The sequence below is a fragment of the Butyrivibrio sp. XPD2002 genome (assembly GCF_000423945.1).
Taxonomy (GTDB): domain Bacteria; phylum Bacillota; class Clostridia; order Lachnospirales; family Lachnospiraceae; genus Butyrivibrio.
In genome coordinates, this window is record NZ_AUIY01000001.1 from 385,793 (window position 1) to 411,468 (window position 25,676).

The 25,676-nt window shown below is 41.5% G+C and carries 21 protein-coding genes; 1 reads left to right on the top strand and 20 read right to left on the bottom strand.

All coding sequences use genetic code 11. From position 1 onward, the window contains the following. Window positions 1-84: 84 nt before the first annotated feature. From rny to G587_RS0101625, 6 genes are all read right to left on the bottom strand, one after another. On the bottom strand, window positions 85-1,641 hold the full coding sequence (rny, locus tag G587_RS0101600) for a ribonuclease Y (protein ID WP_026490806.1): 1,557 nt from the start codon (window positions 1,639-1,641) through the stop codon (window positions 85-87). A gap of 102 nt (window positions 1,642-1,743) precedes the next feature. Further along, complete coding sequence (locus tag G587_RS0101605; RefSeq protein ID WP_026490807.1) at window positions 1,744-2,367, bottom strand: regulatory protein RecX; 624 nt, start codon at window positions 2,365-2,367, stop codon at window positions 1,744-1,746. A gap of 5 nt (window positions 2,368-2,372) precedes the next feature. Continuing rightward, window positions 2,373-3,443, bottom strand: coding sequence for a recombinase RecA (gene recA / locus G587_RS0101610; protein ID WP_026490808.1), 1,071 nt, complete (start codon window positions 3,441-3,443; stop codon window positions 2,373-2,375). Between the two features lie 203 nt (window positions 3,444-3,646). Next, window positions 3,647-4,057 carry a hypothetical protein gene (locus G587_RS0101615; RefSeq protein WP_026490809.1) on the bottom strand — a complete coding sequence of 137 codons (411 nt, stop codon included), beginning with the start codon at window positions 4,055-4,057 and terminating at the stop codon, window positions 3,647-3,649. A gap of 95 nt (window positions 4,058-4,152) precedes the next feature. After that, window positions 4,153-4,914 carry an RNA polymerase sigma factor region1.1 domain-containing protein gene (locus tag G587_RS0101620; RefSeq protein ID WP_035785285.1) on the bottom strand — a complete coding sequence of 254 codons (762 nt, stop codon included), beginning with the start codon at window positions 4,912-4,914 and terminating at the stop codon, window positions 4,153-4,155. A gap of 21 nt (window positions 4,915-4,935) precedes the next feature. Beyond that, on the bottom strand, window positions 4,936-5,814 hold the full coding sequence (locus G587_RS0101625) for a membrane protein (protein WP_026490811.1): 879 nt from the start codon (window positions 5,812-5,814) through the stop codon (window positions 4,936-4,938). Window positions 5,815-6,042: 228 nt separating this feature from the next. Here G587_RS0101625 and G587_RS0101630 point away from each other — a divergent pair, with 228 nt between their 5' ends. Continuing rightward, complete coding sequence (locus G587_RS0101630) at window positions 6,043-10,314, top strand: 2-hydroxyacyl-CoA dehydratase (RefSeq protein WP_026490812.1); 4,272 nt, start codon at window positions 6,043-6,045, stop codon at window positions 10,312-10,314. Window positions 10,315-10,351: 37 nt separating this feature from the next. On the opposite strand, the gene G587_RS0101635 is transcribed toward G587_RS0101630, so the two are convergent. The 14 genes from G587_RS0101635 to G587_RS0101700 form a co-directional block, all read right to left on the bottom strand. Next, on the bottom strand, window positions 10,352-10,885 hold the full coding sequence (locus G587_RS0101635; RefSeq protein WP_026490813.1) for a DUF308 domain-containing protein: 534 nt from the start codon (window positions 10,883-10,885) through the stop codon (window positions 10,352-10,354). After that, window positions 10,878-12,020 (bottom strand): DUF6765 family protein, encoded by a 1,143-nt coding sequence (locus G587_RS0101640; protein WP_026490814.1) that lies wholly within the window; start codon window positions 12,018-12,020, stop codon window positions 10,878-10,880. The genes G587_RS0101635 and G587_RS0101640 overlap by 8 nt, the downstream gene beginning before the upstream one ends. A gap of 4 nt (window positions 12,021-12,024) precedes the next feature. Continuing rightward, window positions 12,025-12,510: a hypothetical protein gene (locus tag G587_RS0101645; RefSeq protein ID WP_026490815.1), complete on the bottom strand. Its 486-nt coding sequence runs from the start codon at window positions 12,508-12,510 to the stop codon at window positions 12,025-12,027. Window positions 12,511-12,591: 81 nt separating this feature from the next. Further along, window positions 12,592-13,062: a hypothetical protein gene (locus tag G587_RS0101650; protein WP_026490816.1), complete on the bottom strand. Its 471-nt coding sequence runs from the start codon at window positions 13,060-13,062 to the stop codon at window positions 12,592-12,594. Window positions 13,063-13,201: 139 nt separating this feature from the next. After that, the gene (locus G587_RS0101655) at window positions 13,202-16,624 is read right to left on the bottom strand and encodes an ABC transporter permease (protein ID WP_196812486.1); all 3,423 of its coding nucleotides are present in this window, start codon (window positions 16,622-16,624) and stop codon (window positions 13,202-13,204) included. A 160-nt stretch (window positions 16,625-16,784) separates the two neighbouring features. After that, entirely contained in the window at window positions 16,785-18,002 is a 1,218-nt protein-coding gene (locus G587_RS24930; RefSeq protein WP_081679296.1) for an ATP-binding cassette domain-containing protein, read from the bottom strand. Window positions 18,003-18,159: 157 nt separating this feature from the next. Then, on the bottom strand, window positions 18,160-18,390 hold the full coding sequence (locus tag G587_RS0101665) for a hypothetical protein (RefSeq protein WP_026490819.1): 231 nt from the start codon (window positions 18,388-18,390) through the stop codon (window positions 18,160-18,162). 116 nt (window positions 18,391-18,506) lie between these two features. Next, window positions 18,507-19,475: a homoserine O-acetyltransferase MetA gene (metA, locus tag G587_RS0101670; protein WP_026490820.1), complete on the bottom strand. Its 969-nt coding sequence runs from the start codon at window positions 19,473-19,475 to the stop codon at window positions 18,507-18,509. Between the two features lie 16 nt (window positions 19,476-19,491). Continuing rightward, window positions 19,492-21,516 carry an NAD-dependent DNA ligase LigA gene (gene ligA / locus G587_RS0101675; protein ID WP_026490821.1) on the bottom strand — a complete coding sequence of 675 codons (2,025 nt, stop codon included), beginning with the start codon at window positions 21,514-21,516 and terminating at the stop codon, window positions 19,492-19,494. A 56-nt stretch (window positions 21,517-21,572) separates the two neighbouring features. Next, entirely contained in the window at window positions 21,573-22,292 is a 720-nt protein-coding gene (locus G587_RS0101680) for a pseudouridine synthase (RefSeq protein WP_256379295.1), read from the bottom strand. 140 nt (window positions 22,293-22,432) lie between these two features. Next, window positions 22,433-23,275, bottom strand: a complete 843-nt coding sequence (locus tag G587_RS0101685; RefSeq protein ID WP_026490823.1) for an adaptor protein MecA — start codon at window positions 23,273-23,275, stop codon at window positions 22,433-22,435. Window positions 23,276-23,375: 100 nt separating this feature from the next. Next, entirely contained in the window at window positions 23,376-24,371 is a 996-nt protein-coding gene (hypE, locus tag G587_RS0101690) for a hydrogenase expression/formation protein HypE (protein WP_026490824.1), read from the bottom strand. A gap of 34 nt (window positions 24,372-24,405) precedes the next feature. Further along, window positions 24,406-25,452, bottom strand: a complete 1,047-nt coding sequence (gene hypD, locus G587_RS0101695; protein WP_026490825.1) for a hydrogenase formation protein HypD — start codon at window positions 25,450-25,452, stop codon at window positions 24,406-24,408. A gap of 8 nt (window positions 25,453-25,460) precedes the next feature. Next, complete coding sequence (locus tag G587_RS0101700) at window positions 25,461-25,673, bottom strand: HypC/HybG/HupF family hydrogenase formation chaperone (RefSeq protein WP_026490826.1); 213 nt, start codon at window positions 25,671-25,673, stop codon at window positions 25,461-25,463. Window positions 25,674-25,676 lie beyond the last annotated feature (3 nt).

Genomic DNA, 25,676 nt, shown 5'->3' on the forward strand with positions numbered 1-25,676 from the left:
GCAAGTCATTCTGTTAGCATATATTTACATGAAAAAGACCGATGTACTCTTAAGTACATCGGTCCAAAATTCATTGCAGTAAAATTACTTCGCGTAATCAGTTGCTCTGCTTTCACGAATGATATTAACCTTGATCTGTCCGGGATATTCCATCTCGTTCTCAATCTTCTTGGCAATATCTCTTGCCATCAATACCATATCGGAATCGCTTACCTGTTCAGGAACAACCATTACTCTGACTTCTCTTCCGGCCTGAATAGCAAAGGAATGATCAACACCCTTAAAGCTGTTTGTGATCTCCTCGAGTTCCTTTAATCTGCTGGTATAGGTTTCAAGTGTTTCTCTTCTAGCACCGGGTCTAGCTGCGGAAATAGTATCAGCAGCCTGAACTATAACAGCTATAAGTGACTGAGGCTCTACATCGCCGTGATGTGCCTCAACTGCGTTGATGACGGTAGCTGACTCTTTGTACTTCTTACAAATATCAACACCAAGTGAGATATGTGATCCCTCCATCTCATGATCAACGGCTTTACCGATATCATGTAAGAGACCTGCTCTCTTGGCAATACGAACATCAAGCTCAAGTTCTGAAGCCATAAGTCCGCAGAGCTGTGAAACTTCTACGGAGTGCTTAAGTGCATTCTGTCCATAACTTGTACGGAAACGCATGCGACCAAGTAATTTAATGATTTCAGGGTGAAGTCCGTGAACACCTGCTTCAAGTGCGGCATTCTCACCCTCTTCCTTAATCTTGTTGGCAACTTCCTTCTGTGCCTTCTCAACCATCTCTTCAATTCTTGCAGGATGGATACGTCCGTCCACGATAAGCTTCTCAAGAGCTATACGGGCAACTTCTCTTCTGATAGGATCAAATCCTGAAATAACAACTGCCTCAGGTGTATCATCAATGATGAGATCTACACCGGTCATTGTCTCAAGAGTTCTAATGTTACGACCCTCTCGTCCAATAATACGTCCCTTCATTTCGTCATTGGGAAGCTGTACAACCGAAATGGTTGTCTCGGAAACATGATCTGCAGCACATCTCTGGATAGCATTTACAACTATCTCCTTAGCACGTTTGTCTGCTTCTTCCTTAGCCTCCGCTTCCATGTTCTTGATCATGACAGCGGATTCATGTTTAACGTCATCTTCAACAATCTTTAAAAGATACTCTTTTGCCTGCTCGGAGGTTAAGCCTGAGATTTTCTCAAGTTCCTGTCTCCTCTGCTCATCAAGCCTCGCAACCTCTTGCGTTTTCTTGTTTAATGCATCTTCACGAGCATTTAAACTGGCCTCTTTCTTCTCAATTGCTTCTGATCTCTTTTCGACGTTCTCTTCTTTCTGCTGAACTCTGCGTTCTGAACGCTGAACCTCTGCTCTCCTATCCCTCACTTCTTTTTCAAGTTCATTTCTTGCCTTCAGTGATTCTTCTTTTACTTCCAGGAGTTTTTCGCGCTTCGATTCATCGGCAGCTCTTACAGCATCGTCGATGATTTTTCTTGCCCTTTCCTCTGCGCTTCCGATCTTACTCTCATTCTCAGCGTCAATTTTCTTTTGACGGGAACTCATAACTAATACGGTTGCTGCTATCGAAACGACAAGAGTTGCTGCTATTGCTATTATAACTGGTAGCATACAGGAGCACCTCCTTATTTAATTTTCATTGTACGATATTTTGTATAAAATGATAAAAAATTGCTTTATTTCATACAATATAACAACATATTCAGTTTACGCTCAGATGCTGTCTATGTCAAGAGACATCGCACTTGAGATGACACTATTACCAAAGCCTTTTCGATATAATAAAGCCATTATTTTACGCTTTTCTTCGTAGGTAGTGTTGTCCTTATCGTAATGTTTTTTCTTAAGGAGTTTTATGCATAATTCGAGCTCAGGATCAGAAGTGTTTTCCTCATACGCTTCATCCATAAGCCGCTCAATTATGTCTGAGCTTATGCCCTTCTGTAATAAATCCTGTTTTATCCTGTTCCTGCTTCTAAGCTCCATGTGATAGCGAATGTATTCGTCAGCATATCTCTCATCATCCAGGTATCTGTAGGACTTTAAGTATTCCACTGCTTCATCGATAACCTCAGGAGGATAACAGCCCTCCTTTAGCTTCTCCCGGAGCTTGTACTCGGTATAATCCCTCTTTTGAAGAAGATTCATAGCACGGAGCTTAGCTCTTTTCGGGATAACTACGCCGGTTATCTCATCAAAAACAGGCGAAGAAATCTCTTCGCCTGTCTTAATCTTGTAGTCTCTGATCTCACCTCTGTATAGGATAAAAGCGAATTCACCGTCTATATAAATTTTTGATCTTTTATTGTCAAACGGTACTATATCCGTAACAGTCATGAATCTTACGCCTCTTCAGTTTTTGATGCTTTTGATTTCTTACCTGTAGCAGGAGCTTCCTCTGCAGCAGGCTCCTCACCGCCCTCAAGTCCGTAATGAGCACGAACCTTAGCAGCGATCTCAGCAAGGGTCTCGGGATGCTCTTCAAGATATGTCTTGGCATTCTCACGTCCCTGTCCAATCTTGTTATTTTCGTACTGATACCATGCACCACTCTTGTTGACAATATCAACAGCAGCTGCAAGATCAAGAACATCCCCTGTATAGGAGATTCCCTTGCCGTACATGATGTCAAACTCTGCTTCCTTAAACGGGGGCGCAATCTTATTCTTTACGATCTTAACCCTTGTTCTGTTACCGATAGACTCTCCACTCTGCTTAAGTGTCTCAATTCTTCTGACATCCATACGTACTGAAGAATAGAACTTAAGAGCACGTCCACCTGTAGTAGTCTCAGGGTTACCAAACATAACACCAACCTTCTCACGGAGCTGGTTGATAAATATAACTGTACAATTAGACTTGCTGATAACTGCTGTGAGCTTTCTAAGAGCCTGAGACATAAGTCTGGCCTGGAGACCTACATGAGAATCACCCATGTCACCATCAATCTCTGCCTTAGGAACAAGAGCTGCAACAGAGTCAACAACAACAATATCTATAGCGCCGGAGCGAACCATTGTCTCACAGATCTCAAGTGCCTGCTCACCTGAATCAGGCTGTGAAATGTAAAGATTATCAACGTCTACTCCGATGTTCTTAGCATAAACCGGATCAAGAGCATGCTCAGCATCGATGAAGCCTGCAATTCCGCCTCTCTTCTGAACTTCAGCTATCATATGAAGTGTAACTGTAGTCTTACCACTGGACTCAGGTCCGTAAATCTCAACGATACGTCCCTTGGGAATTCCACCAAGTCCAAGTGCTATATCAAGGCTAAGGGATCCTGTAGGTGTAGTCTCAACACTCATCTGTGCTGCGGGATCACCCAGCTTCATAACCGCACCCTTACCAAACTGTTTCTCAATCTGACCGAGTGCTGCTTCTAATGCTTTCTGCTTATCTTCTCTTTCCATACTGTTCTCTTCTCCTTTTCTATACAGAACAAGCGTTCTGTGATAATAATAAAACAAATGTTCGTTTGTGTCAACAAAAAATCACCCAAAAAGTAATTTGAAAATAAATAGGAAAACATCTGGCGACACGCCGGAATTAAGACTTTCGTATATTACACATACCGAAAAGAAAAGTCAAGCCCCCAAGATCATCAAAAGACATATCAAATAGAAAATGCAAGAAGTGCCAGTTTTGATATAACCAGCTCCCTGATTATCATACCTGCCTCCTCTTTCTCCTTAGCAGAAAATGCAGCCAGCTGATTCATTGTATAGACCTTCTCCTGATAATGATCCGCAGAGCCCATCTTAAGCTGACTGACTCTAACCTTAGCCTTGAGCTGCTTGTAAACACGCCACTCAAAGTCCTCCTCAGTCAGGTGATAAAGGTGACTTTCCAGGGTCGTGGAGCTATCTATATCCTTAAGGATATATCTCTCCACAATAGTCTTGAATTTAAACGGCGCCATCTCCTCAGAGAGAATCTCTGCATAGCTGAGTCTGCATCCAAGGTAATACCTTGAAACATCCTGCATTGTGTATTTAAAATCGTCCTCATTAACTATGTTATACAAGCGCCATTCCCCTTACGTTCGCTCTGATAAGAGCATATCAAATCAGCTGTCCAATAACTTCCACAGCATAAAACTTTTTTCTACCTTCAAAAACTTTATTTTTTTTCAGGTTTGTAGTCTATATCTTCGATCTGATTACCACAGGCCTTAATTGCTTCAAGAATTTTCTCCCTCTCCCAGCCTGTTTCCTCTGCTAGCTCATCAACCGTGCAGCTTCTTCTGAGCTCATCAGCAAGCTCCTTTGCCTTATCAGCCACTTCCTGTACAAGCTGAACAGCCTTCTGAACTCTTGCAGTTTCAGCGGCATCATCCTCAATAAGGTTCTCCATTGCATCCATAACACGCTGTGCAAGATAAGAATCACATTCCTTGTGATCATCAAGCGATGAGAGCTCAGAAACAGCCTTCATAAGTGCTATATTGCCCTCACCGATGAGATCCTCGATGAGGACACCCTGCTCCGCGTAAAGCTTTGCAACATCGGTAACCATGGACAGACTGAGCTCTGCAAGTCTCTTCTGAGCGTCAGTTTCACCTGCCATAGCAGATATGATAATTGCTTCCTTTTCACCATCTGTTACAGACTCAAGAAGACTTATTTCCTCAAGATAATTCTCAAGGTAACCCGCCTCTTCCTTGGACAGATATTCAGAAGAATCAATAGCTTCTCCGATTCCGATGTTATGCTTTTTAAGGTAATCATAGATGAGCTCATACTGAGAATCACTAAGCTCAAGCTCATCAAAGGTATCTCTTATCTCAGCCTCGGAAACCGTTCCGCCCTGCCTTCTGGCATGCTTTGTGAGGTCACCAAGTCTTTTCGCAAATTCCTGTTCTTTATTTTCAAGATTAGCCATTATTTCTATATACTCCTAGCGTTATTTTACATGTGTATGTGTGAAAAGATGCTCCTGACAGTACTCGTAGTTGCCGTTACATTTTGAGCAGAATCTGAACTCTAATGTAGGATCATCGTTCTCTGATCTTCCACAGACAGCACACTTGTGCCTTGTTATTCCGGGAGGTGTGATCTTTACAGATCTCTTGAAGTCATTCCTCCTCTTAACCTCCTTGGGCCTAAGATGCATCAGCTTTCCACCTGAGAACCAGAAGGTCGCAAAGGTAAGGAAAGATGCTGCAATAGCGAAAAACTCATCAAACTGCTTGTAAATAATAGCCTGAACCGCCTGGAAAGCAAGAAGACATCCATAAGCAATTCCAAGCCACTTCATCTTAAGCGGAATGATAAACATAAACAGAACCATATTATCCGGAAATGTTGCCGCAAAAGCAAGTAGTATGGACATATTTATAAGTGATGTGTTGAAGGTAAGCGATGCATCCTGCATGAAGTCATATAATACCTGTGAAGAAGCTGTAGAACCGCCTCTGAAAATCATGACATAGGCAAAATATAAAAATGATGCAGCTATCATCAGAAGAAGTCCTGTGAATATGTATACATTATATCTGTATTCACCCCAGACCTTTTCCATCGTAGTTCCTATTGAATAATAGAAATACAGCATGACAAGCACAAAAAACAGATTCGAATAGTTCGGCGGAACAATGACCCATGTCACAAGTCTCCAAACCTGTCCGTGAAGTATCGCATAGGGATTCAGAGTCATATATTCAAGGATTCCGTATCCCGAAGGTGCGAACATTAATATGTAACCAACTATATAGCAGATGATAAGAACTATTGTTAAATTTTTAATTGCGTATTTGCCAAATTTTCTCTCAAAATTGCTCATATTTCTCCTTATTAGAAAACTGAATATATTTATTCAGTTTCTCCCAACAAAGTTTTTCTAATGCATTTTTCAAGCATTCTTATTGAGTCTATCACATTTTATGCCCTTTTGCATCGTTATTTGAATAATTGATTTTTAAGGTTGCTTCGATTATAATGTAGCGTAATGCGCGTAAAATTTTGCACGCATTTAATAGGTAATTAAAGTTTCTTTTTCGAGGTTTTATTTATGATTTCAAAGGATTACACACTGGGTATTGATATCGGATCAACAACTGTCAAGATCGCACTTATGGATTCTGACAGAAATATCGTGTTTTCAGATTATAGAAGACATTTTGCCAATATTCAGGAGACTTTGCTTTCTCTTCTTCAGGATGCAGCCAAGGTTAGCGGCAACGTAACTCTGCACCCTGTTATCACCGGTTCAGGCGGACTTACACTTGCAAGTCATCTCGAGGTTCCCTTCGTACAGGAGGTTATCGCAGTATCTACTGCCCTTAAGGCACTTGCTCCCAAAACTGATGTAGCTATCGAGCTCGGTGGTGAGGATGCGAAGATCATCTATTTTGAAGGCGGTAACGTCGAGCAGAGAATGAACGGTATCTGCGCAGGTGGTACAGGATCCTTTATCGACCAGATGGCATCTCTTCTTCAGACAGATGCATCGGGTCTTAATGAATATGCGAAAAATTATCAGTCTCTTTACACCATCGCTGCACGTTGTGGTGTATTTGCCAAGTCTGATATTCAGCCTCTTATAAATGAAGGTGCTACCAAGGAAGACCTTGCAGCATCTATTTTCCAGGCAGTTGTTAACCAGACCATCAGTGGTCTTGCCTGCGGTAAGCCTATCAGAGGTCACATCGCTTTTCTTGGTGGTCCTCTTCATTTCTTATCAGAGCTTAAACAGGCATTTATCCGCACTCTTAAGCTTGATGACGAGCATATCATTGACGCTGACAACTCTCATCTTTTTGCAGCCATGGGTTCAGCCATGAACGCAAATGAGGACTGCCACTACTCAATGGTAGATATGATTGGCAAGCTCACTCACAAGATCACAATGGCCGCTGAGGTTTCCCGTCTTGAGCCTCTCTTCGATTCAGAGGATGAGTACCAGGAATTCCTTGATCGTCAGAACAACTATCGTGTTAAGACTGCTAAGCTTGATAATTATAAGGGTAATGCCTTCCTTGGTATCGATGCAGGTTCCACTACTACCAAGTGCGCTCTTGTGTCAGAGGACGGTGACCTTCTTTATTCCTTCTATTCAAGTAATAACGGAAGCCCTCTTAAGACAGCTATCAGTTCTATCCAGGAGATTTACAAGCTGATGCCCGAGGGCGTTACTATTGCGCGTTCATGCTCCACAGGTTACGGTGAAGCTCTTCTTAAGTCAGCTCTTATGCTTGATGACGGCGAGGTTGAGACTATCGCGCACTATAATGCTGCTGCGTTCTTCGATCCCGAGGTTGACTGTATTCTCGACATCGGTGGTCAGGATATGAAATGCATTCATATTAAAAATGACACAGTAGACAGCGTTCAGCTCAACGAGGCATGCTCTTCAGGTTGTGGAAGCTTTATTGAGACCTTTGCTAAATCCCTTAATTACAGTGTTCAGGATTTTGCCAAGATCGCTCTTTTCGCAGATGCTCCCATAGACCTTGGTACACGCTGTACTGTTTTCATGAATTCACGAGTTAAGCAGGCTCAGAAGGAAGGCGCTTCTGTTGCTGATATTTCTGCAGGTCTTGCTTATTCAGTTATCAAAAATGCTCTCTTTAAGGTTATTAAGGTATCAGATGCCAAGGAGCTTGGTGATCACATCGTTGTTCAGGGTGGTACCTTCTATAATGATGCTGTCCTTAAGGCCTTTGAGAAAATCTCAGGCGCTCAGGTTACAAGGCCTGACATCGCCGGAATAATGGGTGCTTTCGGTGCTGCTCTCATCGCAAGGAATCGTTTCCATGAGAAGACCAGCTCCAAGACAACCATGCTTACCATTGATCAGATCAATAAGCTTGAGTATTCAACAAGCATGACAACCTGTCAGGGATGTACAAACCATTGTCGTCTTACCATCAATAAATTCACTGGTGGACGTCAGCACATCTCCGGTAACAGATGTGAACGTGGTATCGGTAAGGTTAAAAACGCTGCCGGTATTCCCAATCTATTTGATTATAAATATAAGAGAATCTTCGATTATAAGCCTTTAAATGAAGTCGAAGCTAAACGTGGAACAGTTGGTATTCCCAGAGTTCTTAATTTCTACGAGAACTATCCTTTCTGGTTTACTTTCTTTACAAAGCTTGGATACCGCGTTGTGCTTTCACCCAGATCAACTCATCAGATTTATGAGCTTGGTATTGAATCCATTCCCAGTGAGTCTGAGTGTTATCCTGCAAAGCTCTCACACGGTCATATTGAATGGCTTATCAAGAATAATGTTGATTTCATCTTCTATCCCGGACTCTTCTATGAGAGAGACGAGGTTGAAGGTGCTACTAACCACTACAACTGCCCTATCGTTACTTCTTATTCCGAGAACATCAAGAATAACGTAGAGGCTATTACTGAAGGAAAGGTTACACTTCGTAATCCTTTCATGTCCTTCTCAAGCTTAAAGACAGCTACCGATGCTCTTGTTAAGGAGTTCTCAGAGATTTCCGCAAAGGAAATAGTCGAAGCTGCCAAGAGCGGATGGGCTGAAATGGAAAAAGCCCGTGACGACATCAGAAAGAAGGGTGAAGAAACTCTTCGCTGGATGAAGGAGAACAACAAGCACGGTATCGTTGTTGCAGGTCGTCCTTACCATGTTGATCCAGAGATCAACCACGGTATTCCCGATATGATCTGCTCTTACGGCGTTGCTGTTCTTACAGAGGATTCAATTTCACACCTGGGATCTCCTGAGAGACCGCTTATTGTATCAGACCAGTGGATGTATCACTCACGTCTCTATGCTGCAGCAAGCTTTGTTCGCACAAGAGATGACCTTGATCTTATCCAGCTCAACTCCTTCGGATGCGGTCTTGATGCTGTAACAACTGACCAGGTTAATGACATTCTTTCAGGCTCTGATAAGATTTATACCTGCCTTAAGATCGATGAGGTCAATAACCTTGGAAGTGCCAGAATCCGTGTGCGCTCTCTTCTTGCCGCTATCCGCGTAAGAAAGCTTAAGGAGAACAAAGAACGCACTATTGGTTCTACTGCAATCAACAGAAGACTTTTCACTGAGGATATGCGTAAGAATTACACTATTCTTGTTCCTCAGATGTCACCTATACACTTTGATATCTTAGAGCCCGCTCTTTGCGCCTGCGGTTACAATATCGTAGTTATGCAGAACGATAACAAGCATGCTATCGACATGGGTCTTAAGTATGTTAATAACGATGCCTGCTACCCTTCACTCTGGGTTGTTGGCCAGATCATGGATGAGCTTCATTCAGGAAAGTACGACCTCGACAGAACTGCTGTCCTTATGAGCCAGACCGGTGGCGGATGCCGTGCTACAAACTATATCGGCTTCATCAGAAGAGCTCTCAGAAAAGCCGGAATGGAGCAGGTGCCTGTTGTATCAATCAACTTAAGTAAGCTTGAGCGCAACCCCGGATTCCATATCAACTTTGCGATGCTTGAGAGAGCTGCTTACGCTGCTGTATTTGGAGACATTTTCATGAGATGCGTATACCGTATGCGTCCTTATGAAAAGGAAAAGGGCTCAGTAAACGCTGTCCATGAGAAGTGGAAGAAAAAGTGTATTGAGTTTGTATCTGCAGACCATCTGAGCTTTATCAAGTTCCAGCGTATGTGCAAGGAGATCGTTGAAGATTTCGATAAGATTGAGATCACTGATGAGATCAAGCCTCGTGTAGGTGTTGTAGGTGAGATTCTTGTTAAGTTCGCTCCTGCTGCTAATAACCACCTTGTAGAGCTTCTTGAAGCTGAAGGTGCTGAAGCTGTTGTTCCTGATCTTTTGGACTTCATGCTCTACTGCTTCTACAATCAGGTATATAAGGCAGACCATCTTGGAACCAGCAAGAAGACCAAAGCATTTTGTAAGGCCGGAATCTGGGCACTGGAAAAGCTTCGCGGCGGTGCTGCAAAGGCATTTGAAAAGAGCGTTCATTTCGAAGCTCCCACAAGCATCTACAAGCTTGTTGAGTATGCTAAGCCCATCGTATCAATCGGTAACCAGACCGGTGAGGGATGGTTCCTTACAGGTGAGATGGTTGAGCTCATTAAAGAAGGTGCTTCCAATATCGTCTGCACACAGCCCTTCGGTTGTCTTCCTAACCACGTAGTTGGTAAGGGTGTAATAAAGCAGATGAGAAAGATTTATCCCGGATGTAACATCGTAGCCATTGACTATGATCCCGGTGCAAGTGAAGTCAACCAGCTTAACAGAATTAAGCTTATGCTCTCCACTGCTCATAAGAAGGCTCATGCTCAGGAAGAGCCTGTTGCGAATAAAGCTATATCATAAAAATTAAGCTGACAGATTTTGTTCTGTCAGCTTTTTATTATCTTATGAACATAAAGGTCGTCCGTCTGAATGCAGCTACAATTCTGGCAAATCCCGCATACAACAGTCCCAAACAATAAATGTAAACAGCAGTATTTTCCACCTTATAAAAGAGGATACAAAACAGTGCAAGCACGATATTTATTATGCCACTCATCAGCTTCAGTCTCCAAGCATTACCTCCATATGCCCTTGTTTCCTTTGTTCTTAATATCTCCACAAGTCCTGAGAAAGCATGTACACATGCCAGATATAATAGAATATATATTCTCGGAACATAGGATAAGGAACTTGAAAGGACTCCAAAATTAAAGAGTATTATCCCTCTGTAAAGGATAATTTTTCCATCAACCATATGCCTTGCCATGGAAATATAATAAATAATCTTGCCTATACCAGAGCATGTAAAGCCAAAGGACATTACCAGAAGAATAATCTCATAGGCGTGCCTTTTATATATTACGAGCAACATAGCCGCAATCATCATTATTATGCCGCTTAGTACGGATTTAATTCTTTGCCCTCTATTCATCTTCCCCTCTTCGAATCATCTCCATTTGTTTTTCCTTACGCATAAGCATTATGGCAAAACCTGCCAGCATATTTTTAGATTCAAATATCTCATGAGTTACCATTCCCTTTTGAGCTATTGCTGCAATGATAAACTTCCCCAAGAATGTTTTATTTTTTCTTTTAATTGAAGTTCTTGCATACTCGTATCTGTATTTATCAACGTCAAAGCTCTCTATCTTTTCACCGGACAGCTCCTCTCCAAAGGCCTTCCAGTCCTCTGAGGCTATCAGCTGTCTTTTTTTAAGTATTCCTCTTATTCTCTCTTCATAAGGAGCAAGCACATCATAGGCATATGTATCTTTTTCAAACTTTTCTATATCTCCCCTTATATACTTCATTGCATATACCATCTGAGCAAAGGCCTTGTAATAATCACTTTGATTATCCTTGAATATTTCTTTATATTCATTCCAGGCAGGAAGGTATTTATATTTTGCAAATGAATAATCCGGAAAATGACCTGCACGCCCATGCCCTAAATTCATTATGGAGTTCTCACTCCCCTGGAAAATGCTGTTGGTATAAATTCCATTAGCAATATCATCCGGGGTTCCGTTTTTGTGTACAAACTTTACCCGTCTCTCCAGTTCTTTTTCCGCACCGGGAATTACTTCAATAAAATCTCTTGTTGTATTGTTAATGACAAGAGAAGGCGTTCCGGCAAAATACATATGCGCCCAGGTATCAGCCAGAACATGCATGGCTATGCCGACAGCCTGCAGGCTTTTACCCTTTGCAAGCTTGACAGTCTTCACCAGAAGATCTCCGTTTGGCTTGCATATAAGTCTGTACTTGTTCAAATATCGCCTTGAGCATCCTTTCTTATTGGCATACAGATCATAAGGAAGAAAATGGAAGGACGCCCATATCCTGGTTATGTCCTGAAGTCCAATGATATCAGTTCTTGTATCCATCATCTCAAGCTGAAGCTGCGTGGTCGCTGCTATTGAAGGCGCCTTTATCTTAGAAAGAAAGGTCCTCGAGCATTGATCTACAAACTGGGCACTATAACAGATATCCATGCTCTCTTTATGTGTATACCCTGCAAGATATGCAGCGCAATATGTAGCATAATAGTGGAAATCTTCCTGCATATTTCTATCCCTGTTCTCTCTTAACCGTTAACCGTGCCATTGACATTGAATACAACATATCTATCAGCATAAATAGTAAGGTACAGTCAGCTACAAACTCAGCAACCTGTACATATCCAGCCTTTGAGGCTGATGCAATATCCGATATGATAAAGCTTATAGTGATAAAAACCAATATTACAGCCCCTATCCTGAATTTCTTACTTTTTCTTCTACCTCTGCCATAACGAACTGCACTAATACCCACATAACCGTGAATAAGCAAAACAAGCAGGCATATAACGAACATAGTGATATAAATCAGCTTGATAGTATTATCTATTTCCTCTTGCGGAATATCTCTAAGCTGATTCCTTATGTCAGTTATATTGAACATAACAGAAATAATAGTCTTTATAGCAGTCCACACGCCAAATGCAAACACTCCGCGTCCGCTTACAGCTATATTACTGTTATATCTTCTGATTTTTGCTTTAGTCTCTTCTGTCATTTTGTGCTCCGGATTTTGCCTACATTGTATTAAAAAGGCTGCCAAAAGGCAGCCTCTTCTAAGCATAAAGATTATGCCTATTTAGCTTTTTTCATTAAGCTTATCAATATCGTCCTGAAGACGTTCCATTGCAAATTCATTAGATCTCAGCGCAAGGTGTGCCTTAAGAGATCTGTTATGGATATCATTGGCCTTCTTGTAGTAATCAAGAAGATTCTCATCATCGATCTTAAGATATCCGTCAGCAATTGCACCCGGAAGCACGAACTTCTTTACAACATTAGCAAACTCGACTTCAATATATTTTCCGTCCTGCTTAACTATAGTTCCTGCTCCGAATTTCTCATGAGTTATTTTTAAATTGATCGCATCCTTGTTACCAAGGCTGTCAGCTTCCTTATCGAGAGCATCGATCTCATTTTTCTTGTTCTCATGCTCCTCTTTAAGCTCTTCCATACGCTTGGCATTTTCTTCAAGCAGTTCCTTTGTTCTTTTTGTTCTGGTTTTAGTAGTGGTCTTTACCGCGTTCTCCTCATCAAGTTCTAAGCCCATTGCATACCCCTTTTCTGCAGATTTTTAAATCTGCTCATTCCTCTATCTTCGATATATTATATTTTAGCTTATTTATTCCATTTTGCGGCAGTTAATAGCTATTTTTCATAAAACTTTTATTTAAATTACGAAATGTTTATCAGTATTTCGTGATATCAGTTAATGGAACCTTTCCTACCTTCCTAAAGGCTATAGAATTTATCACTGCTGCAAAAACAAAGCAGCTTATGGCCGCCACAATCCAGGCCACAGGATAAACCTTGAGCACGTACATAAAGCCATTAGTCTCCATCATCTTAACACTCAGCATGGAAATCGGTATTCCCACTCCTATACCCAATATGATTCCTATAAAGGTTGTAACTATCACCTCTCTGGCAAGATAGCCTATGACCTGTCCGTTTGAAAAACCATTTACCCTCATGGTAAGGAGTTCTCTCATCCTTCTTAGTACAAGAATATTACTGAGATTAAGAAGTATCATGAAGGACAGGATAAATGAAAATACCAGTACAAGATAAACCACGATGTCAAAGAGGTCTATCATCGTCTTATTATCCTCTTTTATGCTCTCTGCTTTTTCTACAGAGGTTACTCCGTGGGTATTTTCCAGCGTATTGTAAAGAGCATCTGTGTCTTCACCTGCTTTGATCAGGTAGCAGTTATCCTCAGTTTCTTCATCAAACAGCTTTTCAAAATACGCTCTGGACATAAGCGCACTCTTACCAAAATACTGAAGATAGTTACCCTCTACCGTAATCTCTGCAATTCTAAGATCATCCGTCACCATGCTAAGCTTCATTCCAGGCGAAAGGCCATCCTTTTCCCTCATTTCCTCAGTAACAAGAATGCCTTCCTTTGGTATTGCTATTTCTTTTCCATCCGACGACCTTATCTCAAGGTATTTCTTAATTTCATCCTCATCATCAATAAGATAAACTAAAGTTAATGCCTGTTTATCATCTGTCTGCAAAACAGATCCCAATAAAAATAACGGATAATAATCATAGCTTTCTATTTTCTTAAGTACATCTCTTCTCTCATCATCGGTTATATCACTGCTTAATGCGATTTTTAAATCATAATGCCATAGCTCATCTATCTGCTTATTAAGAGAGTCATCAAAGGCATTTTTCAAGGTTATACCAAGTCCTATAAGCATGCAGCAGGCGAGAACGATAACTACAGATATGACAACACGGCCCATATCCGTATAGAAATTACTTATTATCATCTTGATATATATACTTCCGGCTTCCTTCTTAGACGCCTTTGTTCTGGCCTTGTTCTGAGGCTCATTACCACTTAAAAGACCTGTTGCAGAGCATGAAATATATTTTTCACAGGACCATGTGACAACGAAGGTTGTAAGAGCCACCGCAATGACGAAGGCGATTACTATCGGGATCGGATTAGACGCGTGGACGAATTCTTCAAATACGAACATCTCCTTCATGGTGTTCAGGATAAGCGCCTCAAGTCCAAGACCTCCAACAACTCCTATAAGAACTCCGAACAAAGCTGCGGATACTCCAAAAAGAATATACTTTTTACGTATTTCATTTTTATATGCACCGAAGGCCTTTACTACGCCAATCTGCTTCTTTTGCTCCTCAACAATTATAGCTATTGTAAAAAAGCATACAATAACTGTAATTCCTCCAAAGATTGGCATAAACACAAATGTAAATTTTGTAAGTACATCTACGTTTGATTTAAGCTCTATGAAATTACGATTGGCTTCTCTCATCTGAACAAGCCATTCGCCGTCATTTTTCTTGGCGTCTTCTATTTCCGCCTTAGCATCAGCAAGCTTATCATAGGCTTCCTGTTTTCCATCTTCATATTCATCCCAGGCCTTTTTTAGTTCCTCTTCACCCTTTTTCTTCTCCTCTTCAAACTCAGCCCGCCCATCAGCCAGCTCCTGCTCGGCATCGGATAGCTTCTTTAAGGCCTTTTCCTTTTCTTCCTTAAAGGTCTTCTTGGCATTGGCTATCTCTTCAGCGCCTTCCTTTTTCTTTTCCTCAAACTCAGCCTCTTTATCAGCAAGGAGCTTTCTTGCTTCAGGCTCCTCCTTATCAAGCTTTGCCTGTCCATCGGCCAGCTCTTTTTTGCCCTGTTCAAGAGAAAACCATCCCTGATCAAGAAGCGTTCTGCCCTCGGCCAGCTCCTGTGCACCGGCTCTTATCTTATCCTCCGATTCATTAAGCTGATCCTTTGCACCTCTAAGCTGTTCATACTGCGTTTCAAGGTCTCCATCATCCTCTGACATTCCCATCTCGTCAAGGAGCTGCTTTTTCGTATCTTCAGGGACCTGCTTCATGATATCAACCAGTACCCCAAATTTATCGATTGTGTTAAAGCCCTTGATAACACGTAACTGATCAATAACATAGTCATCAATTTCAGCTTCAGGGTATTCTTCCTTTGTATACTGCAAAAGACTTATGGCTGAATCAATATTCGTATCGTTTAAATATACCTCTAAGGATTGCAGTCCGCTGTCGTATTCATCCCAGCCCTTATTTAGTTCCTCTCTTCCTGCCTCAAGCTGCTGCACGCCATCAGCATATTCCTTCTCCTTTTCGTTTAATGTTTTTTCTGCATTATCAAGCTCTAAGAATCCCGAGAAGAGCTTATATTTTGCATCATTAAGTTCATCCTCAAGCTGCTTTTTTGCATCAGCAAGCTGCTGTGCTCCATCAGCAATCTTTGTATTGTATTCCTCTTCGCCCTCTCTAATTTTCCGCTCTCCGTCAGCAAGCTCATCCTCTGCCTTCTTCTTTGCATCAGCAAATTCCTTCTCACCATCCTCAAGCTCTTTTTCTGCATCGCCTATTTTTTCGTCAAACTCCTTCTGAGCATCTTCAATTTTCTCCTTGCCCTCAGCTAGCTCATCCTCTGCCTTTTTTACTGCCTTCTCATACTCCTTATCAAGGTCCTTCTCAAAATCCTTCTTCCTTGCTTTGGCGAGTATATCCGCATCCCTATCCAGCTCACTTTTTACAAGCTCAGCTCTGTTCAGGTATGATTTATCCATGGTATTGAAGTCATCATTTATGTCTGCATCCACAAGTATATTTGTGTAATCAAAGGAGAGGTCTTCTGTATTAAAGGCAGAATAAGGCACAATACAAAAGCCATCCCGATTAGCTCCAAAATAATCAGGATGTTCTGCAATACCTGTAACTACAAATTTTTTCCGGAAAAGTGCATCCTCGAATCTGGCGCCGGTCATTTCGATAGAAATGGTATCGCCAATGGATAGCTGAAGATCATCAATAATTTCTGTGCTTACTGCGCACTCGTTTTTCTTTTGCGGAAGTGTCCCCTCTTTTGTATACGGAACGCTTATCCTCTCTGTAGCAGATATCACTTTCAGGCTACAGCTTTTTCCGTTATGTTTTGCTGTAGCAGGAAGATTCAAAAGCCCCTCTGCATCCTTTACCATCACATTATCTTTTATGGCATTAACGTCCGCAGCTTTTATTCCGATGCTCGAGGCAATATCCGCATCCTTAAAATGGTGCTCTTTAAAGTAGGAGTCACTTAACTTTTTCAATGTATGAACAGGGAAAAAAATGCCCAGAATGATCCCGGCACTTATTACGACTATTGTGACAATTGAAAGCCACGAAATAATTCTTTTTTTGATATTTCGCAGTGCATCCTTCCGCCAGGATTCTTTCATACTCCCCGCATCCCCTTAGTGTAGCTTTTTCCTACCAAACCAAATCAGCCGCATGCATCGGCCATGAATTTAGCCTTATGCTGGCTATTTTACCGTTTTTCATATGAACAACGCGGTTAGCCATCTTTGCTATTTCAACGTTATGAGTGACCATAACTACTGTTGTAAGGCCATCCTTAATAATGCTTTCTATCAGCTGCAAAACCTCCTGTCCTGTCGTAAAATCAAGAGCAGCAGTTGGTTCGTCAGCTAGTATTATTCTCGGATTTTTGACTATAGCTCTTGCAATTGATACGCGCTGCTGCTGGCCTCCGCTCATCATTGAGGGGTAGTTATTTGCCCTGTCAGATAAGCCCACCATGTCCAGAGCTTCCTTCGAATCCCTGGGATTGTTGCATATCTCTGCAATGAACATTATGTTTTCCAAGGCAGTTAAGTTCGGCATCAGATTATAGGCCTGAAAAATGAAGCCTATATCATCTCTCCTGAACTTTATTAGCTCTTTTTCCGTTGGATGGGAAAAGTCCCTGCCATCAATTTTTATATCGCCCTCTGTAGGCGAGTCCATCCCGCCTATTATGTTAAGAAGCGTTGACTTACCGCAGCCACTTTCGCCAAGGATTACTAAAAGCTCCTTCTCATAAATATCAAGATCAACGCCCTTTAAAATGTTGATAGTCTCCTGACCTGCCTTATAATCCTTTTTCACTCCACGAAGGGACATTACGGTCTTTTTCTTTGTCTCAGATGCAGTCTTAAATCCCCTCTCATCGATAACCATCGCAGAAAGTCCTGCGAAAGCATGCAAGAGCGACAGATCATTATTCAGGAAGTCATCCTTCTCAACTCTGTTTATAACCTCAACACAGCCCACAACCTGATTTCCAAATATCATCGGCATGAAGAGCACATTTTTTATATTGAGACCTGTGACTTCATCCTTTCCGCTGGGAAATCTTTTATCCGAAGCTACATCCTTAACCTCAATCGGCGAAAAACTTTCGCAGGCTTCACCAATTATTCCCTGTCCAAATTCTATATTAAAGCCGCTGACATTTTCATCCCCAACGGATATGACACTATAAATCCTCTTGCTCTCATTATTTTTAAGCCACATGATGCCGGTTCTTACTTCAAGAAGGTTGATCAGATCCTCAAATGCATCAGACAGAGCATTTTCCAGCTGCTGATTCTCAAGCGTCTGCATTAAGTTCCATAATAGATGAACATAATCAACCTTAGGTGCCATATAATCTCCTCGAAAACACGAAATAATTACCTATTATCAATTATAGCAAAACTGTTTTCCGTAGTGTTGCAATCACAATTTTGTTAATTATTTTTTAATTATTTTGGGCATTAAAAGGAGCTGCCATATCTTGGCAGCTCCAAAAAAAAATTTCTTATTATGCCTGTTGAAATTTTCTTGATGTATTTAAAACATCATCTTCAAAAAAATCAGGTTGATTTATTATAAAACGAAGTACATCTGATGACATCAGGTTCTCATTATTTCTTAAAAACTCAGCGACAGTTTTGATTCTCTCTGGTTTTCTTTTTACATATGCCATGACGCTATCTATAAATTCAAAATATGCATCCGGTATGGATGTTATTATGTTATAAATCTCTTCCATAAAGATATTCCCCTTTCAAAGAATCAACTGTTTTGAGATGATATTATAATCATTATATCCATGATTCTCAATTTTCTATTATTTCAAAGTTAGTTTTTAATAATAAAATTGCACTATCAAATTGATTCAGTTGTTAATTCTGAAAGAGCTTTATTCTTTCTCTCTTCATCAAGAATTTGTCCCCACTTGTAAGGTGTAGCCTGATATACGTAATAATCAAGCCAATTGGAATAGAGATTATTACAATGCGAACGCCATATCAAATTCGGGGTATTATCAGGATCATCCTCCGGATAATAGTTCTCCGGTATATGAATAGGTAAATCCTTACTAAGGTCACGAATATATTCATTATGAAGCGTTAATCTGTCGTACTCTGCATGGCCCATTACAAATATATTTTTACCATCTCTGGACATACATAAAAACACTCCGGCCACAGGCGATTCTGCAAGAATTACCAGGTCCTTACAAGCATGAATTTCAGAAGCAATGGATTCTGTATGTCTGGAATGGGGCATCCAAAAGACATCATCAAAGCCTCTGACAAGCGGAACCTTGCGATTTTCAACTTTATGCTCAAAGAGGCCAAACAATTTTTCAGAGAGCATTCTCTTTTTTATTCCATAATGATAGTAAAGTCCAGCCTGTGCTCCCCAACATATATGGAATGTAGAAGTAACATTAGTCTCTGACCACTTGAAAATCTTACATAATTCCTCCCAATAGTCAACTTCTTCAAATTCCATCTGCTCCACAGGTGCACCAGTAATGATCATTCCATCGTAGGTATTACCTTTGAGCTCATCAAATGTATGATAGAATCTGTTCAGATGATTGGGTGATGTATTTAATGCTTTATGCGAACTAACACGCATAAATGATACATCTATCTGCAATGGTGTATTTGAAAGTGATCTAAGCAACTGAAGCTCAGTATCCTCTTTAAGTGGCATCAAATTAAGAATACAGATATTAAGAGATCGAATATCCTGATGCATCGCACGGGTTTCATCTACCACAAATATATTTTCTTTTTCAAGTATCTCTCTTACCGGGAGATCATTCATAATTTTGATAGGCATTTTCCATTCCTCCGCGTCACTTTATCATTTCAAGAAATTCTGATTCGTTTATTACCCTAATACCCAGATCCTGAGCCTTTGTTAGCTTACTTCCGGCTGCTTCGCCTGCAAGCACCATTGTCGTTTTCTTTGAAACACTTCCGGAAGCCTTGCCACCATTTAAGGCTATAAGCTCTTCTGCTTCCTTTCTTCCGAGAGTAGGAAGCGTTCCTGTTACAACAATTGTCATTCCGGCAAGTTTATCAGATGCACCTTCAGCTTCCTTCACAGCCATGTTAACACCGGCATCCTTCATGCGAAGAATGAGCTGTCTGTTCTCTTCACTATGGAAGAAATCATAGAGGTCATTGGCTGTTGTCTCACCTATATCAGGCATTGATAAAAAGCCATCTACAGTAACATTAAACAACTCTGTAAGATCAGATATATGTTTCATGATTTCTCTTGCCGTAGCCTTACCAACGTTTCTTATTGCAAGACCTGTAAGAAGCATAACAGGATCATTATCCTTCGATTTTTCAATTTCTCCAAGCAGCTTATCGGTATTTTTCTCCTTACCGATAATTCCCTTCTGAACCATCTCATCACGATAGTTCTTAAGATCATAGATATCCGCATAGTTCTTAAGATAACCATCCTTCGTGAGGGCCTCGATAAGAGTATCACCAAGTCCCATTATATTCATGGCATCTCTTGATGTAAAATATGCTATGGTTCTTGTAACCTGTGCAGGGCATGTAGGATTGACACATCTGATATCAGCCGTATCCTCCTCTCTTACAAGCTTATGTCCGCACACAGGGCAGTTCTCGGGTGCTTCATATACTTGCTCCGGCTCCTCAACGCAGCCGTTAAGCTTAGGGATTATCTCTCCAGATTTAAAGAGCTTATAGGCACCGCCTATTCCAATCTTCATATCCCTTATATAATCCTGGTTATGAAGTGTTGCTCTTGATACAGAGGTTCCACAAAGTCTTGCAGGCTTTCCGGTTTCTTTGTCATGGAAGCTTCCTGTAAAGGTGAGCTTTCCGGTTCTTCCGACATCAACCAGAATTTCGTCCATGACTACAACCTTTTCTTCCGGTGGATACTTATACGCAATATGTCCGCTTGAATACTTACTTCCTGCAGGAAAATCATCTCTCCATGTTGTATGGTCAACCTTAACAACAGCTCCATCAAGATCAAAGGTCAGATCAAATCTGTCATCGCCAATTTTATCTATAGCATCAATGACCTCCGCCGCCGTTTTGCATCTGCTGTGCTTAACAACAGGAATTCCAAGCCCCTCAAGGACATCCAATGCTTCGCAGTGGCTCTGCATCAGCTCTTCAGGGCCGTCCTGAACATTAAATACAAACATTCGAAGTCCGCGTTCCTTTGTTACGCTGCTATCAAGCTGACGAAGTGTTCCCGCCGCAAGGTTTCTGGGATTGGCAGCAAGCTTTTTACCAAGCTTTTCCTGCTGTTCATTAAATCTGTCGAAGTCCTCATGGGACATGTAAACCTCGCCGCGAAGCTCTAAGTATCTGGCATTGTATTTTATTTCTCTTTTTACATCGGGAATTACAAGCGCATTTATTGTGACGTCCTCGCCGATTCTGCCATCGCCTCTTGTCTCTGCAAGCGCAAGCTTCATATAGCCTGTCTTCTCAGGGTTCTCTTCATAGCGAAGTGTCATACTAAGTCCGTCAATCTTATACTCAACAGAAAATTCTGCATCGGGATGTTTTTCATGGACCTTGTTAACCCACGCGGTTACATCTGCCTTGTCAAAGACATCCTCTATTGAGAGCATCGGCACGTTGTGAGTTACCTTAACGCCTGCTTCTCTCTTGGCAGTTCCGCCAATAATCTGACTGGGAGAATCCTTGGTTATGAGCTCAGGATGCTCAGCTTCCATCTTCTTTAATTCCTGCATCATCTGATCATATTCATAGTCAGATATCTCAGGCGCATCCTGATTATAGTAGCGATCCATGTGATAGCGGATTTTCTCCGCAAGATCGTTGTATTTAGATATTATTTCGTTCGTTGCCATTTATTTCTCCCCTGAAAGCTTTATATATTATTACGACATTAAAGTCTGTATCCGTATTATAGACCGGCCTCTTTATAGAGCTCTCTTAGTTCGTCCCCTTTAAGCTCCCTGTATTCGGAGTGATTTAAGCCCTTAAGCTCGATGTTTAGAATACGAACTCTTTTAAGCTTAACCACTTTATATCCAAAGGCTTCGCACATTCGCCTTATCTGTCTGTTTAATCCCTGTGTGAGAATTATTTTAAAGCATTTCTCATCTAGCCTTGTAAGCTTACAGGGCCTGGTAGTCTGTTGAAGTTCCTCCAGGTAAACGCCCTTTTCCATGCCCTTGATAAAGCTGTCAGTAAAACGGTGGTCTACCTCAACAATGTATTCCTTTTCATGTCCGTTCCTTGACTTCATCATGGCCTGAATAAGGTCTCCATCATTGGTGAGGATCATAAGCCCCTCAGAGTCCTTATCGAGTCTTCCCGCATAGGTAACCCTTTCACTGTAGTTAAGGTCCTCGATGATTGTTCTCTCGGCGTGCTCATCCCTCTCGGTACAAACAACGCCAACCGGCTTATTATACGCCAGAACAACCTTTTTGGATGACGGGCTTATCCTGTTATCATCATATAAAACCTCGTCGCCCTCAGTGACCTTAGTCCCAGGAAGTGCAACAATGCCATTTACCTTGATCCGTCCATCCTCTATAAGCTTGTCCGCTTCTCGTCTGGAGCATACTCCGCACATGGCTATGTATTTATTTAATCTGATTTCTTCTGTATTAGCCACTAATCATCCTCAAAAATTAGAATTTTCATAGCATAAGCCATGCTGCCTACACCATATAGAATAAATATGTTAAAACGGAACGCCCTTCTGATGAAGTCGTCCCGTTAATAAACCATACAAATTCGCAAATAAACGAACTATTATAAGCTGCAAAGAGTCTCGATAGCAGTATCTCTTATAACAGTATCAAAGCTCTCATCCATGTGGCAAATCAGGTTATCCTTGGTTGTAACAAATTTACCGAACTCATAGCATATTGAAAATACTGCCGCAAAGGTCTTCGCATTCTCATCCTTCCTGTCAAATACCATGTAGTAGGTATTGCTTGAAGGATTTCTATACAGAGTGCTTCCCATGCTGATCTTGCCGGGAATCTGCTGGCAGAGTGCAATAACTGTTCTAAGATCTCTTATCTCAAATACAAAGGTCTTAAATCCGATCTGCTCCAGCTCTTCTCTTGCGCTGTTCTTATTAGCTTCAGGCTCGATTCTTGTACGTCTGGAATCTTCCTTTTTCTTAACAGGAATAGTATCACCATCTACTTCATTCTTATCAGCGTTAGCCTTCTCAACCATGTTCTTCACAGAATTAGTGAAGTCCTTAAGGCTCTGTAAGTATTCGCTGAGCTTGGGAATTCTGTCTTCCTCGGGAACATCTCCAAGCTCCTCAAGGAAGTTCTTAGGGAATCTGAGTCCAGCCTTCTCTGTAAGATTTTTAAGCATATCGGCAAAAGCGCCGTCTGTGTTCTCTGAAAGTGTAAGTGATATTGAGTGATCAGGAAGAACCGTAATCTGCATTGGTGTAAACGCACCCTGAGGCTTGTAATCAACCTCCTCTACAGCCTTCTCCATTACGTCATGAAGAAAATCCATGGCTTCCTTACTTTTATCAAAAAGATCCTCGAGCTTAAGTCCCTGCTCGTCCATATCATCTTCTGTGATTATGCAATTAATTGTATCCTTATTAACTCTTGTAAACTTCATAAAAACTAACTCCGCGTTACATAAAAACTTGTAACGTTCTAAAACCTGACAACAACATATAGTGCATTATATCATAGTCAATTGCATTTAACAAAGAATATCAGCATATTCTGGGAAGTCCTTCTCCATAGAGGGGACCGATGAGTCTTTCACCGCCGATTGCAGTATGAAGAATCACACCATTATTATCGGATTTTTTCACCTCTCCGATTATAGCTGCCTGCTCACCATATTTAGAAGCTCTTATTATAGAAAGAGCCTTATCTGCGTTTTTTCCGTTAACAACGCATATCATCTTGCCTTCATTGCCCATGTAAACAGGATCAAGACCAAGCATCTTGCAAAAATCCCTAACCTCAGGACTTACAGGAAGCTTATCCTGATAAAGATGAATCTCACAGTCTGATGCTCCGGCAAACTCATGAAGAACTGTTCCAAGGCCGCCTCTTGTTACATCACGCATGGCATGAACATCTATATGCTGCTCAATAAGTCCCGATACCATCTCTGTAAGAGGAGCATTATCTGACTGAATGTTGTTTTTGATATTCATTCTGCCTGACAAAATTGCAGCATGATGATCACCGAGATTACCGGATACAATAAGAGCATCTCCGTCCTTACAGCCAGCAGGTGACAACGCAATTCCCTCAGGCATAAAGCCAACACCGGAGGTATTAATCATGATGCCGCCAAAATCGCCTCTCTTTTCAACAACCTTGGTGTCACCTGTAACTACAGTAACACCGGCTTCCTTTGCAGTAGCAGCCATAGATTCAATGATCTTATCAAGGTCATCAAGATCCATTCCTTCTTCAAGAATGCATCCGCAGGTAATATATTTTGGCTTTGCACCGCTCATAAGAAGGTCATTTACCGTTCCGCAAACTGACAGTCTTCCGATATCTCCTCCCGGAAAAAAGTAGGGAGTTACAACAAAGCTGTCTGTTGTTACGGCAAGTCTCTCACTTCCAGGGACTACTGCTGAATCCTCCATCCTGTCGAGGTACTCGTTCTTAAAATGCTTTGCAAATATATTTTCAATTAGCTCAGAAGTGGAAGCACCGCCGCTTCCATGTGCCATTGTTACTTTCATTTTTGATTCTCCGTTAACTTAAGATAAATATTCTTTATCTCTTCTTTCGTCCTGAAACATAATAGTTATAGCAGCTTCCCTCTGTGGAAACCATGCATGCACCATGTGCATCCTCAGGTGTACACTTTTTCCCGAAAAGAGGACACTCATCAGGAGATATCTCTCCTGTCAGAACTCTTGAGCAGCTGCATCCGGGTGGCATATGATCCTCATCAAGTCCGTAGCTTCCGGCATCATACTCAGCATATTCTGCCTTAAGTCTCATTCCTGATCCGGGGATCATTCCCATTCCTCTCCATGAGGCATCACAGGGCTCAAAGAATTTGTCTATTGCCTTTGCAGCTTCCTCATTGCCCTTTTCACTTACCGCGCTCTTATAGAGGTTCTTAATACCGCTGTGGCCCTTCATTTTAACAAGAGCATAAATAGCAGTAAGAAGTCCTGCTCCTTCAAAGCCGGCAACCGCAAAGGGAAGGCCTGTCTCCTCAGAGAGTTCCTTGAAAAGATCCGATCCGGTAATAACAGAAACATGTCCCGGAGCAATAAAACCATCTACGTTATTAGTATTTTTACATACCCACCTGATTACTTCGGGCATGGTCTTAAGTGATGTTAAAAGCTTGAGATTATGTACATCAGCCTCTATGGCATTTTCAAGCACCATGGCATATACAGGGGTCGTGGTCTCAAAACCGATGGCTGCAAAAACATAGTTTCTGTCGGGATTATTCTTAGCCATCTTCACGGCATCCATGGGTGAATAAAGCATTTCCACACTTCCGCCTGCTGCTCTTGCATCCGCAAGGCTCATCTTTGAGCCCTTCACTCTTATGAGATCGCCAAAGGTGAGTACTGTGGTATTCTCAGTAAGTGAAAGCTCCGTCAGCTTGTCTATTACAGCCGTCACGGTAACGCAAACAGGGCATCCGGGGCCTGATATGAGATGAATCTTTGGTGAGAGCAGGTTAGGTATTCCGTTTTCGGAAATGGCTGCTGTGTGAGTGCCGCAGACCTCCATGAACCTTAAGTCCTCACCATCATAGTTTTTAAGTTGTTCTTTTATCTCTTCTAATTTACTCATAGATGTCCTTACAGATCCTCGATTTCCATGAACAATTCCTCAAGCTCATCAGCCTCTGCATCACTCATGGTCTGTATGATACAGCCTGCATGAACGAGAACTCTGTCGCCGACCTTAACCTTAACAAGGCCTGCTTCAGCTTCAACGATGTTTCCTGAAAAATCCACCGTTGCCTTTGTTCCGTTTAATTCAGTTACGCGTCCGGGTAATGCTACGCACATAAT

Excerpts from the sequence above, each read along its gene's own strand:
- G587_RS0101640 (WP_026490814.1), bottom strand. The coding sequence starts at position 12,020 with ATGCAGGAAGATTTCCACTATTATGCTACATATTGCGCTGCATATCTT.
- G587_RS24930 (WP_081679296.1), bottom strand. The coding sequence starts at position 18,002 with ATGGCACCTAAGGTTGATTATGTTCATCTATTATGGAACTTAATGCAG.
- G587_RS0101685 (WP_026490823.1), bottom strand. The coding sequence starts at position 23,275 with ATGAAGTTTACAAGAGTTAATAAGGATACAATTAATTGCATAATCACA.
- G587_RS0101620 (WP_035785285.1), bottom strand. The coding sequence starts at position 4,914 with ATGGCTAATCTTGAAAATAAAGAACAGGAATTTGCGAAAAGACTTGGT.
- G587_RS0101635 (WP_026490813.1), bottom strand. The coding sequence starts at position 10,885 with ATGAATAGAGGGCAAAGAATTAAATCCGTACTAAGCGGCATAATAATG.
- metA (WP_026490820.1), bottom strand. The coding sequence starts at position 19,475 with ATGCCTATCAAAATTATGAATGATCTCCCGGTAAGAGAGATACTTGAA.
- recA (WP_026490808.1), bottom strand. The coding sequence starts at position 3,443 with ATGGAAAGAGAAGATAAGCAGAAAGCATTAGAAGCAGCACTCGGTCAG.
- hypD (WP_026490825.1), bottom strand. The coding sequence starts at position 25,452 with ATGAGTAAATTAGAAGAGATAAAAGAACAACTTAAAAACTATGATGGT.
- G587_RS0101625 (WP_026490811.1), bottom strand. The coding sequence starts at position 5,814 with ATGAGCAATTTTGAGAGAAAATTTGGCAAATACGCAATTAAAAATTTA.
- rny (WP_026490806.1), bottom strand. The coding sequence starts at position 1,641 with ATGCTACCAGTTATAATAGCAATAGCAGCAACTCTTGTCGTTTCGATA.
- G587_RS0101665 (WP_026490819.1), bottom strand. The coding sequence starts at position 18,390 with ATGGAAGAGATTTATAACATAATAACATCCATACCGGATGCATATTTT.
- G587_RS0101700 (WP_026490826.1), bottom strand. The coding sequence starts at position 25,673 with ATGTGCGTAGCATTACCCGGACGCGTAACTGAATTAAACGGAACAAAG.
- G587_RS0101650 (WP_026490816.1), bottom strand. The coding sequence starts at position 13,062 with ATGGGCTTAGAACTTGATGAGGAGAACGCGGTAAAGACCACTACTAAA.
- hypE (WP_026490824.1), bottom strand. The coding sequence starts at position 24,371 with ATGAAAGTAACAATGGCACATGGAAGCGGCGGTGCTTCCACTTCTGAG.
- G587_RS0101645 (WP_026490815.1), bottom strand. The coding sequence starts at position 12,510 with ATGACAGAAGAGACTAAAGCAAAAATCAGAAGATATAACAGTAATATA.
- ligA (WP_026490821.1), bottom strand. The coding sequence starts at position 21,516 with ATGGCAACGAACGAAATAATATCTAAATACAACGATCTTGCGGAGAAA.
- G587_RS0101630 (WP_026490812.1), top strand. The coding sequence starts at position 6,043 with ATGATTTCAAAGGATTACACACTGGGTATTGATATCGGATCAACAACT.
- G587_RS0101605 (WP_026490807.1), bottom strand. The coding sequence starts at position 2,367 with ATGACTGTTACGGATATAGTACCGTTTGACAATAAAAGATCAAAAATT.